10 protein-coding genes are annotated in these 14,838 nt (G+C 66.3%); 2 read left to right on the forward strand and 8 right to left on the reverse strand.

The window, feature by feature from the left end; translation table 11 throughout:
* Positions 1-240: 240 nt before the first annotated feature.
* The 7 genes from ESB00_RS17020 to ESB00_RS17050 form a co-directional block, all read right to left on the reverse strand.
* Complete coding sequence (locus ESB00_RS17020; protein WP_164976276.1) at positions 241-3,003, reverse strand: ATP-binding protein; 2,763 nt, start codon at positions 3,001-3,003, stop codon at positions 241-243.
* Between the two features lie 20 nt (positions 3,004-3,023).
* On the reverse strand, positions 3,024-3,680 hold the full coding sequence (locus ESB00_RS17025) for a YfiR family protein (RefSeq protein WP_129048987.1): 657 nt from the start codon (positions 3,678-3,680) through the stop codon (positions 3,024-3,026).
* A gap of 14 nt (positions 3,681-3,694) precedes the next feature.
* A complete protein-coding gene (locus tag ESB00_RS17030; RefSeq protein ID WP_129048988.1) occupies positions 3,695-5,830 on the reverse strand; it encodes a TonB-dependent receptor plug domain-containing protein in 2,136 nt (711 codons plus the stop codon).
* A complete protein-coding gene (locus tag ESB00_RS17035) occupies positions 5,790-7,826 on the reverse strand; it encodes a TonB-dependent receptor plug domain-containing protein (RefSeq protein WP_129048989.1) in 2,037 nt (678 codons plus the stop codon). Before ESB00_RS17035 ends, ESB00_RS17030 begins: the two co-directional genes overlap by 41 nt.
* A gap of 493 nt (positions 7,827-8,319) precedes the next feature.
* Positions 8,320-8,772: a hypothetical protein gene (locus ESB00_RS17040; protein WP_164976277.1), complete on the reverse strand. Its 453-nt coding sequence runs from the start codon at positions 8,770-8,772 to the stop codon at positions 8,320-8,322.
* A 464-nt stretch (positions 8,773-9,236) separates the two neighbouring features.
* Positions 9,237-9,971 (reverse strand): LytR/AlgR family response regulator transcription factor, encoded by a 735-nt coding sequence (locus tag ESB00_RS17045; RefSeq protein ID WP_129048991.1) that lies wholly within the window; start codon positions 9,969-9,971, stop codon positions 9,237-9,239.
* A 43-nt stretch (positions 9,972-10,014) separates the two neighbouring features.
* A complete protein-coding gene (locus tag ESB00_RS17050) occupies positions 10,015-11,097 on the reverse strand; it encodes a sensor histidine kinase (RefSeq protein WP_129048992.1) in 1,083 nt (360 codons plus the stop codon).
* Between the two features lie 69 nt (positions 11,098-11,166).
* Between ESB00_RS17050 and ESB00_RS17055 the strand changes: the two genes are divergently transcribed.
* Complete coding sequence (locus ESB00_RS17055) at positions 11,167-12,885, forward strand: CRTAC1 family protein (RefSeq protein WP_164976278.1); 1,719 nt, start codon at positions 11,167-11,169, stop codon at positions 12,883-12,885.
* Positions 12,886-13,034: 149 nt separating this feature from the next.
* Positions 13,035-13,526: a YchJ family protein gene (locus ESB00_RS17060; RefSeq protein ID WP_129048994.1), complete on the forward strand. Its 492-nt coding sequence runs from the start codon at positions 13,035-13,037 to the stop codon at positions 13,524-13,526.
* Positions 13,527-13,578: 52 nt separating this feature from the next.
* On the opposite strand, the gene ESB00_RS17065 is transcribed toward ESB00_RS17060, so the two are convergent.
* Positions 13,579-14,799, reverse strand: coding sequence for an AGE family epimerase/isomerase (locus tag ESB00_RS17065; RefSeq protein ID WP_246026513.1), 1,221 nt, complete (start codon positions 14,797-14,799; stop codon positions 13,579-13,581).
* Between the last annotated feature and the right edge of the window lie 39 nt (positions 14,800-14,838).

Raw genomic sequence — 14,838 nt, forward strand, 5'->3', positions numbered from 1 at the left:
CGATCCGACGGCCCAGGGGGGCAGGTTGCCGGACAGACTCCGCACTTCCCGCGCCGCAGCCAACCCTTCGGCAGCCAAAGATGTTAGCACATGCGACCCACCCATCGGCCGGTGCCTTTCCACCCGGCACCAGAATGTGCGGACCCACCACCAACCGCGCGAACGAGGAATGTTTTGGTTTTCCAACGACGACGAACCATGGCCGTCGTTTGCCGATCAGGCTCAGGCGCCGACCGGCGCCTAGGCCTGGCGTTGCAAGGCTTGGCCAACCTGGGCCAGCAGGGATTCCTTGGTGTAGGGCTTGGCCAGGATGCCTGCGAACCCGACCCCGCGGATCACATTCTCGTCCAGATTGCCGGAAAAGCCGGTGGCGAGAATGACCGGAAATCCTGGTCGCAGTTTCCAAATCTCGGCCGCCAGGGCCGTGCCCTTGATCGACGGCATGAGCTGGTCGGTGACCACCAACCGCCAATGATCCGGCCGCTCGCTGAAGGCGGCCAAGGCCCGCAGCGGATCATGGTAGGCCACCGGGTGGTAGCCGTTTCGCTGCAGAACACTCACGGCAACCCGGAGAACCTGCTCTTCGTCGTCGATCACCAGGACCGGCTCGCCTGCCCCGGCGAATTGCAACGCAGCCGAGGGCGCCGCCGCCAACGGAGTCCCGCTCGCCGACGGGCAATAGACCCGGAAAGTCGTGCCCTCTCCCAGCACGCTGCTGACTGAGATCATGCCCCCATGCTGCTGGACAATACCGTGCACCACAGCGAGTCCCAGGCCGGTTCCCTTGCCCTTGTCCTTGGTGGTGAAAAAGGGATCGAAAATTTTCTCGAGCACAGCGGCGCTCATGCCGATGCCGTTGTCCGTCACGGACAGCCGCACGTAGTGACCTGGTTTGAGCTCCGGTTGCAGCCTGCACATCTCCAGGTTCACCTCGACCTGCTCCAACACCAATTCGAGCAGCCCGCCCTTGTCCTCCATCGCATGGGCGGCGTTGGTGGCCAGGTTGACGACCACCTGCTGCAGCTGGGTCGCGTCGCCGCTGACGGGTGGCAAACCCGGGGGCAGCTTGGCCTCGATGCGGATGGTCGAGGCGATCACCGGCCGGAGCAGCTTGAGGGATTCGCTCACGACCTTGTCGAGAGAGACCGGGGCCAGGACCTGCTCCTGGCGGCGACTGAAGGCGAGGATCTGCTGCACCAGCTCCTTGGCCCGGTGGGAGGCGATCAGGACCTGCATCAGGTATTCACGCACGGGGTCGGCCTGGCGCAGGTCCAACTCCGCCAGCTGGGCGTTGCCGATGATCGCGGTCAGGAGGTTGTTGAAGTCATGGGCGATGCCCCCGGCCATCGTGCCGATCGCCTCCATTTTCTGGGAATGGCGCAACTGCTCCTCCAGGCGCGACCGGGTTTCGGCGGCCTGCTTGCGCTCGGTGACATCGCGGCCGATCCCGAGCAAGCCCACCACCTTGCCGCCTTCCCGCTGCGGGGAGACCACGAACTCCAGCGTCGCGAGCCCGCCCTGCCGGGTGCGGATGCGGAGCTCGAAGGACGGCGGCACGCCCCCCTTGACGACCTCGGCGAAGCGTTGTTCGGCGAGGGCCACGTCCTCCGGCAGCAGCACCCGCTGGAACCGGTGTCCGATCCAGGTGTTCAGTTCCCACCCCGTGATGCGGCGCGCGGCGTCGTTCACCGACTGGATGCGACCGTCGAGCGTCAGCGTGAAGATGGCGTCCTGCGCCTGGCTGATGAAATCGCGGAACCGCGTATCGCTTTCCCGGCGGGCCGCCTCGGCCAGCATGCTTTCGCGTCGTTCCAACAGGTGGGTAACCCGCTCGGCGCAGACCTCCGAAAGCGTAATCTCATCGGAGTGCCACTCGCGCACCCCGCCCACATGTTCGTGACACAGGACCCCGATCACCTGACCGCGCCAGCGGATCGGCGAGTCCAGCATCGCCCCGATGCCCAAAGGACGGAGGTAATTCCCGGCAAATTCCCGGGTCTCCGGGTGGTGGACCGCATCGGCGGCGGCAATGGTCCGGTCCGACTCGATGGCTTGGAAGTAATGCGGGAACTCCGCGCGGGTGAGGCGCTGGCCGTGTTCATGGTGATGCGCAGACTGGACAAACAGATCCCCGCACACCAAGGCGCTGCGCGCGTCTTCGAAAAGCCACACCCCGACCCGATCGACTTGCTGGCTCTCGGCCACCAGCTCGGTGACTTCCTTCAACACCGTGCCGTAATGGGTGACATCGTCCAGATCCAGGTGCGCGAGGCGCGCGAGGCCGGCGTTGTGCCGCACCAGCCGGGTATCCCGCTCGGACATGAGTCGATCACGCTGATTGATCGTGTCCAGCAGCGCATTGAAGGACCGGCCCAGATCGCCTACCTCGCCGCGATCGTTTTCGGGAACGCGCAGGCCCAGGTCACGGCTGCTGCCGATTCGGCGCACCGTCTCCGCCAGCGTCTGGAGCGGACCCGTGATCTGCCGGCGCGCGGTGACCGCGATGAAGACCGAGAGGCCAACCACCACCAGAGCCACCACCGTCAGGAGCAGCGCGTAGGGCTGGAACCGGGCCTTCCAACCCGGCGTATCCGCCTGCAGCCAGACCTGACCAATGGTCAGTCCCTCGGATTTGACCTGGACTGAGACGATCGCCTTGTTGCCCACCAACCGATCGCCAAGATCGACCGGCCCGGCGGGGGGAACCACCTGGGTCTGCGGTCGTTGGTAGCGGGCCAGCAGCGTTCCATCCGCCTGATAAATGGCGGCCGCCTCGACCATGGATTCGTGCCGAAGCACCGAGAGGAGTTTTTCCGCGGTTGCCGGATCGCTGAACTCGAGGGCCGGCACGATGATTTCGGTAATAAGGTCGGCCTGGGTCTTGGCGTTTTCCAGCACGCGGGGACGGAAGGTCGTCACCTCGAACAACACCAGAGTCCCAACGGTGACCACCATCGCCAACAACACGGCAATCAGGATCAGGCGGGCCAGCCGGGCCTGCACAGAATCCAGGACGGCACGGTTCATGACGGCTCCTTTTTGCCCGCCGGTTCGCGGATGATGTGCCGCGCGGAAGGCAGCATCGCCGCGCTGAGCTGCACGCCGGCGGCCCGGGCCGCCGGCAGGCTGGCCCCAAAAACCACGCGCGCGCCGCCGGAGCGTTCCTCCATGTAGAGGGAAAGCACGGCACCGCGCGCGAGGCCCTCGAACGAATCAGCCACCGTCACCACGGGCAGGCGGCTCAATTCACGAAACCAAGCGGCCTCCTCGCGCTCGTGCCCTCGGCCGACAAGTACGAGATGACAGGCCTTGGCCTCGGCGAGATCGCCCAGCGGCCTGAACTCGACGGGGCGGCCCTGGCTGGTGACCCCTTGCACGGTCCGGGTGAGCGCCTGGTCGATCGGACTGCGACCCAACACGCCGATGATGATCGGCGACGATGGCGTGGCAAAGGCCCCGGCCGGCCATTCGATGTGGCGGGTAAAGCGCAGCAGATAGGCCGCCTTGACCTCGTATTCGGTAATTTCGCGCGAGGGCAGCGCCGCGACCGGCAGGGCCGCGGCCGATGCCTCCGCCAATCCCAACCGCAGGCAGGCAACCAACCCCAGCACCACCCAGATCCGAAGCAGCCTCCGGCGCCACGCGGCGGTGAATGGGGTCGGAGGGCGTCGGGCTGACATCGGCGAGAGCTGGGTCAGCGACGACGTTCGACGCGGAGATAAAACCCGCGGGCAACCGCCGCGCGGACCGTGAAAAAACGAAATTCGGGATGGGATGGCTCCAGCAGATTCTGTCCGACCACCGAAACCTCCCAACCACGACCGAACTGCCTGCCGATGCGCAGATCCAGCGTTTCATACGCCGGAATGACGCGGCCGGTCTGGTTCAGTTTCCCCACCGCGCGAAACCACGCGTCGATTTCCCAGCTGGCGTCCAGGTTCCAGGAAGAACGAACTGAAAACTGCTGGCGCGGGCTGAGGTTCGCGATATCCCCCAGGCTCGAATCGGAGCTGGTAGCGGAAACCTCCAGGTCCAGATCCAAGTAGGTATACGCCGCCTGCCACTGCCACCAGGGGAAGATCCGCCACACCGCCTGGATCTCCGCGCCGCGGGAAGTGCCGAAACCCCCATTCTCCAGATCTTGCTCGATGGAAGTCGGGCCGACCGCCGTCGAACGGGTGGTAACCAGACGAGAGTATCGATGATGGAAAACCGTGGCATCCAAATAAAAACCGCGCTGAGCCTGCCAGCGCCAGCCAAGCTCCATGGCGGACAAGACCTCCGCCTCCAGCGCCGGGCTGGGCAGCGTCCGGCTTTGGAAGCCCGGCACGCTCACCACCAATACCTGGTCATTCTCAAACCGCGAGGGAATGCGGGCGGCCCGGGACCAGGCGGACCAAAAAGTGATATCCGACCGCGGCTTCCACGTTGCGCGCACTGACGGCAAAAACTCCCACTGCGTAAACTCATTGTATTCGGCCTTGGTCCCGACCGAAAAGTCAAACTTCCCCGCGGGTGGCCGACGCGCGGCCTCGAAGAAGAGTCCTCCTTGGGTGAACCATCGTTTCTCCGGAGTGAACTGCGACACGACTCCCGTGGTGGGGTTGACCGAGTCCGTGAGCCGGCTCCGTCGGTAGTTCAAGCCCGCCGACCATTCGTAGCCGGGCCCAAACGAACCGGAAACCAGACTTTCCAGCTCGAGCACATCGGCTTCGCTCAGGTTTCCTCCGGAATCGCGCCGGATTACATCCACATAGCCCTGTAGCTGTAGATTCAGTTCCCCGATCTGCTGGCGCCGCCGGGCCAAAAAATGACCTCCGGAAGAATGGGCCTGATCCGCCAGACCTGCCACCAACTGGTCCGCGGCGCTGTAAAAGACATCACCGGTCATCATGGTCACAGCCTGGCCGCCTTCCCCCCGGTCGTACCGGAAACCGGCCCGCACCTGCGACCAGGCGTCGTTGTTGTCGGCAATGTTCAGGGGTTCGGAATCATCGCGCGAAAATGCTTTCACGTAAACGCGGGCCCAGGCGTCGGACCCGACGCTGAAGCCGCGCCGGGCGTAAACCTGTCCCGATTCAAAGGTGCCGGCCACCGCGGCCAGCCGGTCGCCCTGGGTGTCGCGGGCCGACTTTGTGATGATGTTGATGACCCCGTTCACGGCATTGGCCCCCCAAGCCGTGCCCCCGGGCCCGCCGATCACTTCGATCTGCTCCACCTCTTCCAGCGGCAGGTCCCGGATGTCCCAGATGGTCGAAGCGAAGCGTTGCGAGTAGAGTGAACGGCCGTCGATGAGCGGCAGCAACTTGTTCGAGGCGGTGCCGTTGAAACCGCGCATTGCCACAGCGTAAGACCGGCTGTTGATCGCACCCACTTCGACTCCGGGGGCCAACCGCAGCGCATCCGGAAGCATCAATGCGCCCGAGCGGCGAATATCCTCCCCTGTGATGACATGCACCGCCGCCGCCGCATTGAAATAGCGCTCCTCCCGCTTCGATACCGTCGTCACCGTGATGCCAGCCAGCTCCTCGAAGGACAGTTCCTGCAAGCCACCCACCGCACTGGGTGGCGTTGTCTGCGCGGTCATGCCACCGGTCAGCAACACGCCCAGAATGATGGCAGACCAGACTGATAGGCGGGCGACGGCCGGCGTTCTCTTCCGTGGCGTCATGTTTGTTTCACGGTAATGTGCCTTGGAGACCGGACAACCGTCAAATACCCTTTTCCCCTGCGGCAGAATGGATGCGGCACGATGTGATCCTTGCGGCGCCGTCATGACTGCCCACGGATCAACGCTGCCAAGAAATCCTGAGCGCGATCCGGCGCTCAATCTGGGAGATCGGCTGACCCGTGCGACTGTCGATCTCGGGACGCTGGGGATCGGCCAGATTGTCCTCGCTCAGCAACAGCACGAGGCCCGGCTTGGGTTCCCAGGAAACCCTCAGTTCGGGCGAAAGAACCGCCGGGATCGGCAAGGCGCCGCTTCCGCTGAAATACCGGAGCGCAGCCCCGATCGCCCACAAGCGCCCCAGCCCGACCCGGGCATCGAGAAAGGCCGTGTGCCGCGGGGTCGAGACCTCGACGGCATTGCTATTGACGCCGCCTGCAGGTCCGTCCGCCTCAATGCGCACGAACGAGTAGCCGCCTGAAATCCGCGTCCGGGCAGTCGGCTCATACTGGAAGCTGAACTCCCCGCCATAGGCCGTGGTCGGCCTCCGGTTGATCAGGTCCCAGCGCCAGACGAGGTAGTCCGTCCCTTGAAAGGTCTCGGGCAGAAAGGTTGCCCCCGCCACCGCTTCGAGACCATCCCCGTAATCCTGGAGGAATGCCGCCGCGTCGATTGTCAGTCCCGGCCGCGGCTGCATCCGCCAGCCAGCTTCACCCGCGACCGCCGTTTCTGCCCTGAATCCCTCGGAACCTTGCCACCGGATCAGCGTGGCTGGAAAGCCCGGGCCCAGTGCGCCGGCGGGCAAGGCGGCGGCATCCAGTCGCAGCCCGCGGTCGAACCGGGTCGGGTTGCGCACCGCCCGCGACACCGCGGTCCAGACCACCTGGCGATCGGAAACCTTCCAAAGCAATCTCGCCCCTGGCTGAAGTTCCCAGTCGGAATAGGTGTGATTTTCCAACCGCGCACCCAAGGTCAGCCGAAACGCCTCGCCGATTGTTACCTCGTCCTGCACGAAAGCCGAAAAAAGATTCAGCGTCGCGTCCTCCGGATCGAAAGCCGGCCGGAGAAAGCCCTCCGTCCGATCACGGCTGGTGCGCAACCCTCCCCCTAATGTCCATTGGTGGATGCCGTGGGCCAGGTTGCGCTGCATTTCGAGGTCCCAGGTGGTCCGGGTTTCACAAATCAAAGTCTCCTCGCGGCGCGCATGGTCGGCCCAAAACTGGACAAACCATCCATCCCCTGCGTTGTCGCTGGCTTGAACCCGTCCCCGCAGGTTAAAACCGCGCACATGCAGGCCGGTCGCGGTGTCGATCCGCCCCAGGCCCGGCGCCGACATGTCGACGACGGGCTGCGTCAGTCCACCTTCACCTTGGAACAAATCCCCCTGCAGGGTCAGCTCGGTCTTGCCCGCGAGTTTGCGGTCGGCCCTGAAGCCCGCCTGGGTCTTGCGCCAGTCATCCCGCACCTCACTCCCATTGAGCGCGCGTGTCGATTCCAGCTCCCGATGCTCGACATAGTAACGTGACGCCCAGCCGTCCTTCAAGCCATACGCCTGCCGGGCGAATCCCCGCCAGCCCTCGGTGCCAGCCGTGGCACTGACCCGGGACCCGGGCTTGTCCTGGGCCGATGCCGTGACGACGTTGATCACCCCGTTGACGGCATTGGCGCCCCAGACCGTGGCGCCGGGTCCGCGGACCACCTCGATCTGCGCCACTTCTTCCATCGGCTGGCTCTGCATGCTCCAGTAGGTGCCGCCAAAAAGCGGGGTATAGATGGAGCGGCCGTCGATGAGCACCAACAATTTGTTGGCATACTGGGCGTTGAAGCCTCGCACGCTCACCCCCCACTCCCGCGAATTCACCCGAGCCACCGCCGTTCCCGCCGCCAGGCGGAGCGCCTCGGGTATGGTTTCAATCCCGCTCTCATCGATCTGCATCCCTGTCACGACGCTGACCGCCGCCGGGACCAAAAACAGCCTTTCCTCCCTCTTCGAGACGGTCGTAACCGTGACGTTCGCCAACTCCTCGAAAGACATCTCCTCCAGCCCGGTCGGTGCCGGCGCGGCCTGTTGCGCCCATCCGCACGCGACCCATGAAATCCAGCACACAAATGTCCGCCGGAATCCTCTGCGGGCCGTTCGTGGGGCACGACGGTTCATGGTGTGGGTACGAACCTGCCCAATCACTTCACCCGAGGCAAGCGTTCAGAAACGGGTCCTGCCCCGCCTGTCCGCGGCGATCTGATGATCCCGGCCCTGGCCACGTTCGACCAACCCGGGGAGCGCCTCTGCCTTGGAAGCTTGGGCCGAAGGCTTTCAATCCGGTTTTTCCTTCAGCAAGGGTCGCACCTTCAGCGGCGGCACCGTCCGCTCGCCGAATGGACGCTCAGCCCGAAATTCTCCGTGCGGCTCAGAGTTGCGGCCAACTCACACCTTTCGACGGCGGCGAGCCATCGCCGCCGTATTTGTTTTGGGCGCACTCTCGCTTTTAAAACGAGGTCACGAACCTCAGCATCGTGAGCTGGTTCCGGTAACCGGGTCCGGCGTGCAGGGTGTGCCGCAGCTCGTGCCACTGCGCGACACCACTCCGACCGAAGGTGCGTTGCACCTCCACGGCACCGCTGCGGGTCCGGACGCCAAAGTAATACGCGATCTATGGGCCCCACTGCTCAAAGGTGTCCAACAGCGTGATCTGCTTGCCGATGGTCCCCAGGTTGGGACGGGGCGGACGCAAACACGAAACCACGTCCCCCTCCCGCCCGCACGCCTCCACCGCGAAAACCCAGTTTGGAGAAGCGGTCCACTCCAACCGACCAAAATCGCCCCTCCCGCTCCGGTTGCGTTCCTGCGCCGCGACTCCGATGCCCACGGCCTCGGTGGCAAACACGGGGCGATGCGGCCCCACACCCGTTTTGTATTCCCAGGCCAGCGCGATCCCGGAAGCCACCTGATTGAGTCCTTCGAAACGCGGCCAGATCTCCGTGCGCATCCGCAAACCGGCCCGCAGGCGGTGCCCGCCTTCGACCAACCACCCGCGACCCGTCTCGAGTTCGGCATTCAGCTGCCAGACGGACAACAGATCCTCCGGGCGTTCGGCATTGGACACGTTGTCGTGCCAGACCACTTCGGTGCCAGGGCGCCAAGGTGCCAGGGCGCCGCGCTGGCGCTCAATGCGGCAAGCAGGTCGAACCTGGCCGCAACAATGGACGGTATGCGAGGCATGCGCCAGTGATAGCGCTCTGCGGCCAAACTATTCCCGTTACGCCGCAAGCTCCCCCCCTGACCTGCGGCTGTCAGCGAAACGCGGCAGGATGTCGCCGTGAATCCAACCACCCTTGCCTGGCTCCAAATTCTTCAGCATCTGGTTACCGCGCTCATTGCCCGCGAACCCGGTGCGACAGGGCCGCTGGAGCAGTTCAAACAGAACTGACGCCGCGGTGGATCGCAGCGCCAACGTGTTCGCGACCTGACCATGGCTCAGCACGCTTGCGCGGTGTGGGAAAGCACCCGCCGGGCTGCTCACGAATCACCCTGATGGCGCCCAACCCAATCCTTCCGACCAAGGTCCGCTCAACTTCCACCCGCAAACCGGTCCAGCTTGCCGCGCAGGCTGCGGCTGAGCGGCAACACCGTGCCGTCACGCAGCACCACCTGGTAGTCGCCATGCTGGGCCGGCTGGATCTCGCGCACCTGGTCGAGGTTCACGATCGCCGAGCGGTTGACGCGGGCGAAGACCTGCGTGCCGAGCCGCGTCTCGATGGCCGTCATTGTCTCGCGCAGCATGAGCCGGCCGGAGACAAGATGGAGCATGACGTAGTTGTCCGCCGCCTCGACGCGCACGATCTCCTCGGGCTTGAGGAATACGAGGCGTCCGTCGGCCTTGACCGTGATGCGATCAGGGGGCGCCTCGGGCGCCGGGGCGGGCACGGCGGCGCGCCGGCCGTGGACGACGGCCTGCGCGCGGCGCAACGCCTGCTGGCAGCGCTCGCGGTCGAAGGGTTTCAACAGGTAATCCACCGCCGCCACGTCGAAAGCATCGAGGGCGAACCGATCATGGGCTGTGGCAAAAATAACGGCCGGGCGCGTCTCGGCCGGAAACTCCGCCAGCACCTGCAGGCCGTCGCAGCCGGGCATCTGCATGTCGAGGAACAAGAGATCAGGTGCATCGCGCCGGATGGCGGCGATGGCCTCGGTGCCGCTGCCGCATTCTCCGATGATCTCGATGGCCGGCTCGGCCTTGAGGAAGCTGCGCAGGCGGTCGCGCGCCAGCGGCTCGTCATCCACGATGAGGGTGCGGATTTTCATGGTGTGAATATGGGACTCATGGGGCCTATGGGACGTATAGGGCCTATAAGGGGATCAGTATCCGCACCTCCAGCCCGCCCTCGGGATGGTTCGCGAGCGTGAACTCGTGCCGCTCGCCGTAGAGTTCGCGCAGGCGGGCACGCGTGTTGGCGAGGCCAATGCCCTCGCGGGTGAAGCCGCCGGGAGGGATGCCCGCGCCGTTGTCCCGCACGGTGAGCAGGATCCGGTCGCCCTCGCGGCGCGCGGTGATTTCGACGCGGCCCTGCCCGGAACGCGGCTCGGTGCCGTGGCGGATGGCATTTTCCACCAGCGGCTGGAGGATCAGGCTCGGCACCTCGGCGTCGAGCACCGCCGGGTCGGCGTCCACGCGCGCGGTCAGCCGGTCGCGGAAGCGGATGCGCTCGATCTCAAGGTATTTCTCGATGAACGCCACCTCGTCGCGGAGCTTCGTGAGCGGCTGACCCGGGTGGTGCATCGTCAGGCGCAGCAGCTCGCTGAGGCGCACGAGCATCTTGTCGGCGGCGTGCACGTCGCTGTGCATGAGCGAGGCGATGCCGTTGAGCGTGTTGAAGAGGAAGTGCGGCTTGAGCTGGCGGAGCAGCGACTGGAGGCGCGCCTCGGTGAGATGCTTCTCCAGCTCGAGCGCGTGGACGGTGCGCTCATGATATTTGCGGTAGTAGTCCACCGCGTGGCTGATCGTCACGATGACGCCATAGACGAGCAGGTTGAACGGGTAGGTCTTCACCAGCAGCGGCTGGAACACCTCGGCAAAGCCGACCGCTTCGTCCGCCAGCCAACCATGCACCACGCCGACGGCCGAGCGCAGCAGCACATAGACGAGCGAGCACACCAGCGCGGCGGCGAGGTGGATGCCCGCCGTGCGCCAGACCTGGGTGCCCTCCGGCGGATAACGGCGCGCAACCATGAGAATCGGCACCGACAACACGGCCCACACATACCAGTCGCCGAGGGAGTAGCCGATGGCCTGACCCCAGGTGACCGAGCGTCCGAGCAGCGTGCTCGACAGGTAGAACTGGCTCGCGAACGCGAGACCGACGAGCGTCCAGAACGCACCGATGCCCGCAAAACGGAGCAGCGAGCGACCGGGCTGGGAGGAGTCGGGCATTGCGTGGAGGGGTCGGCGGCTTATGTAGGTGGCGAACCATTTCGTGTCCACGACCTTTCGCACCGGATAGTGAGCGCCCCCGCCGCCAGTCCCCGCCCCGCCCCGCCGCCGGTCCGGCCGCCCGTGCCGACCGTGGTGTCGCCGCTGCTGCCGGTGCTGCTGCCGCTCGTGATCACCGCCATCGTGCTGAGCGTGCTGTTCGCCTGGCTTTTCCCGCCACCGGCCGACACGGGCGCGCCGGCGGTGCGCTTCACCGATGTCACGGCGGAATCCGGTCTGCGTTTCCTGCATCAGCAGGGTGGCACCGACGCCCCGACCACGCTCGGTGGCGGCGTGACCGTGCTCGACTTCAACCAGGACGGCCGGCCGGATCTCTTCTTCACCAACGGTGCTCCCTGGCCGTGGGAGGAATCCCTCGACAAGCGCCTGACCGCCAGCGCGGCCTTGTTCCGCAACGACGGCGAGGGACGCTTCACCAATGTCACCGCCGCCGCCGGTCTCAACACGCCGATGCAGGGCATGGCCGGCACGGCCGGCGACTTTGACGGCGACGGCCTCACCGACCTGTTCGTCACCTGCGTCGGACCCAACCGGCTCTTCCGCAACCTCGGCGGCGGCCGCTTCGAGGACGTGACCGAATCCGCCGGCCTCGCCGGTGAGGAGAATACGTGGAGCAGCGGCGCCGCCTGGCTTGACGTGGACGCCGACGGCCGCCTCGACCTCGTGGTGTTGCACTACGCCCGCTGGCCGCAGGAAGTCGGCCTCGGGGCGGCGTTCGGTGTCGCCGCGATGGGCCGGTCCTACGGCACGCCGACCGGATTTTTCAGCGCCCCGCCCACCGTGTGGCGCAACCTCGGCGACGGGCGCTTCGCCGCCCTGCCCGGCTCGGCGGGCCTGCGCGACACCGATGCCGAGACGGGCCGCCCCGTCGCCTGGCCGCTCGCGCTCACCCTGCTCGACGCGAACGGCGACCGCCGGCTCGACCTGCTTGTCACCTATCACCAGCACGCACCGTCGCTCTTCCTGGCGCGCGGCGACGGCCGCTTCGGCAAACAGTCGGTGGCGACGGCCCCGCGCCAGGAAGGTGCCGCCGCAAGCTTCGCCGCCACGGGCGCGCTGCCTCCCGGCCCCGCCGCCGGCGATGCGGAACGGCTGCGCGCCCTGCTGGCCCGGAATCCGGCGCCCGCCGCCGACCCGGGACCGCTCGCGCTTGGATCCCGGCTGTCTGTGGTCGTCACCGATCTTGATCTCGATGGGCGCACCGAGATTTTTTCCGGCGAAGGCGCCGCTGAGCCGGGTGTGAACCGCTTCGAGAACGGCCGGGATTTCGTCCGCCACCCGCAGGTGTTCTGGCCGCGCGGCGACACCTGGCAGCCGCTCTTCAGCGGCGAAACGGACACCCCCGCCCTCACCGCCCGCGGCGTGGCGGCGGCGGACTTCGATGGCGACGGCGACCCGGATTTCGTGATCGCGCAGAACCACGGTGCGCCCGTTCTGCTGCGCAACGACCTCCGCACGCCGGCCCCGTGGCTGCGGCTGCGCCTCATGGCCACCCGCAGCGAACCCGCCGCCGGCGGCGCCCGCGTCGAGGTGCACACGCCGCGCCGCGTGTTCGCGCAGACCGTGGCACCCGCCCTCGGCTACCTCGCCCAATCCGACGCCGCCCTCACCTTCGGCCTCGGCGAAGACACCCGCGTGCGCAAGGTCGTCATCCAATGGCCCTCCGGCCAAGTGCAGGAACTCAAGCCCGATGCCCTGAACCGCACGCTGGAAATCCGGGAGCCTTGAGGGCGAAGTGCCAAGTATCAGGTTACACGAAACAAGAAGCGGCACAACCGATCCGGCATTGTCTGCGCCGCCGGGCATCGTCTTTCGTCAACGCGGCCCCTGATACTTGTTACTTGAAACTTGTTACTTCCCGTGGAGCCTCTGGTTCCATGAGTTCCTGTCCCTGCGGTTCCGGTTCCACCTTTGAAGCCTGCTGCGGCCCGATCCTCGGCGGCGCGCCCGCCCCGACGGCCGAAGCCCTGATGCGCTCGCGCTACACGGCCTACGTGAAGCACGACGTCGCCCATCTCGAGCGCTCGCTCAGCCCCGACCAGCGCAAGGACTTCGACGCCGCTGCCGCCAAGCAGTGGGCCGAGTCCGCCGAGTGGCACGGCCTCACCATCCTCAAGACCGAGCAGGGCGGCCCCGACGACAAGCTCGGCGCCGTGCACTTCTCCGCCAAGTTCAAGATGGAGGGCGAGGAACGCGAACACCTCGAGATCGCCCTCTTCGGCCGCGACGACGGCCGCTGGGTCTACACCGGCCAGGTGGACGAGCCCGGCAAGACCGTGCGCCGCGAGACGCCGAAGATCGGCCGCAACGACCCCTGCCCCTGCGGCAGCGGCAAGAAATACAAGAAGTGCTGCGGCGTCGCCGCGTGAAGAATCAAAAGGCGGACCCTCCGGTCCGCCTTTTTAGTTTAGCACAGCGCGCCTAGGCACGGACCAAGTGGGCCGGGCCCAGACGCATGAGCGCCTCCAGCCCCATGCGGCCGTTGTGGTAGGGGCATTTCCAGAAGCCGACCTTTTCGTGCGATTGGATGACCTGGCCATCGCGCGTGACGCCGCGAAACCATTCGCCGTGTTCCCGGTCGATCAGGTGCGTGGCGATAAACTCCCAGGTGTTCTCCGCGGCGGCGAGATAGCACGCCTCGCCAGAGATCTGCCACGCGTTCAGGAAACCCACAACCGCCTCCGCCTGCGGCCACCATTCCTTGGCGCCGTCCACGATGCCGCCCGGGGCACCGAGGTTGACGATGCCGCCGTCGGCGTCCGTACCCTCGGCGAGGGTGACGTCGGCGATCTTCAGGGCGAGGGTGCGGGTGCGCGCGATCAGGTCCGCCTCGCCCAGCACGTCGGTGGCGCGCGTGAGCAGCCAGGCGGCCTCGATGTCGTGGCCGTAGGAAATCTTGTCGGAGGTCGGCCGCCAGTCGGTGGTGAAGAACAGGCCAAGGTGGCCCGTGCGCGCATCGACGATGCGCGTGAGCATCACTTCCACGAGTTCGCGCAGCGCGACCCGCAGACCGGCGTCGGGCCATAGCTGCAGCAGCCGCGTGTAGGCCTCCATCACGTGCAGCATCGTGTTCTGCGACTTGGGGTCGTTCTGATCCACCTCGCTCAGGCGCATGTCGGCGATCGGCGCCCAGTCGCGGGCGAAGGCCTCGAGGTAGCCGCCGTGCACGCGTTCGCGCGCGTGGTGCTCCAGCAGCAGGTAAACGGCGACCGCCTGGTCGAGGGCGCGCCGGTCGCCGGTGGCGGCGTGGTATTCGCTCAGCGCGTAGATGGCGAAGGCTTGTCCATAGACCTGCTTGCGGTCGCGCTGCACGGTGCCGTCGGCGTGAATGGACCAGAAAAAGCCTCCGTGCTGCGCGTCGTGAAAACGGCCCAGCAGATCCGCGTGCGCAAGGTCGGCCATCTCGCGGTAGGCGGGATCGCCGTAGGCGCGGAAGGCCGCCGCGTAGGTCCAGAGGATGCGCGAGGTCAGCAGGGCGCCGCGCCCGACACCCGCCTCCACGGCGAGGTGGTTGCTCAACTGCCCGTGGAACGTGCGGGCGGGCGTGTTGACGACATGCCGGATCCAGAACGGCAGGATATTGCCGCGGAGATCGGCCTCGATGGCGCGGAGGAGGTCGCTCGGAGTAACAGAAGGGGACACGTGGAAAGAAGCGCCATTGAGCCGCCCCGGCCCACCCCT

The organism is Oleiharenicola lentus (assembly GCF_004118375.1).
GTDB lineage: Bacteria > Verrucomicrobiota > Verrucomicrobiia > Opitutales > Opitutaceae > Lacunisphaera > Lacunisphaera lenta.

Excerpts from the sequence above, each read along its gene's own strand:
- ESB00_RS17025 (WP_129048987.1), bottom strand. The coding sequence starts at position 3,680 with ATGTCAGCCCGACGCCCTCCGACCCCATTCACCGCCGCGTGGCGCCGG.
- ESB00_RS17035 (WP_129048989.1), bottom strand. The coding sequence starts at position 7,826 with ATGAACCGTCGTGCCCCACGAACGGCCCGCAGAGGATTCCGGCGGACA.
- ESB00_RS17045 (WP_129048991.1), bottom strand. The coding sequence starts at position 9,971 with ATGAAAATCCGCACCCTCATCGTGGATGACGAGCCGCTGGCGCGCGAC.
- ESB00_RS17050 (WP_129048992.1), bottom strand. The coding sequence starts at position 11,097 with ATGCCCGACTCCTCCCAGCCCGGTCGCTCGCTGCTCCGTTTTGCGGGC.
- ESB00_RS17060 (WP_129048994.1), top strand. The coding sequence starts at position 13,035 with ATGAGTTCCTGTCCCTGCGGTTCCGGTTCCACCTTTGAAGCCTGCTGC.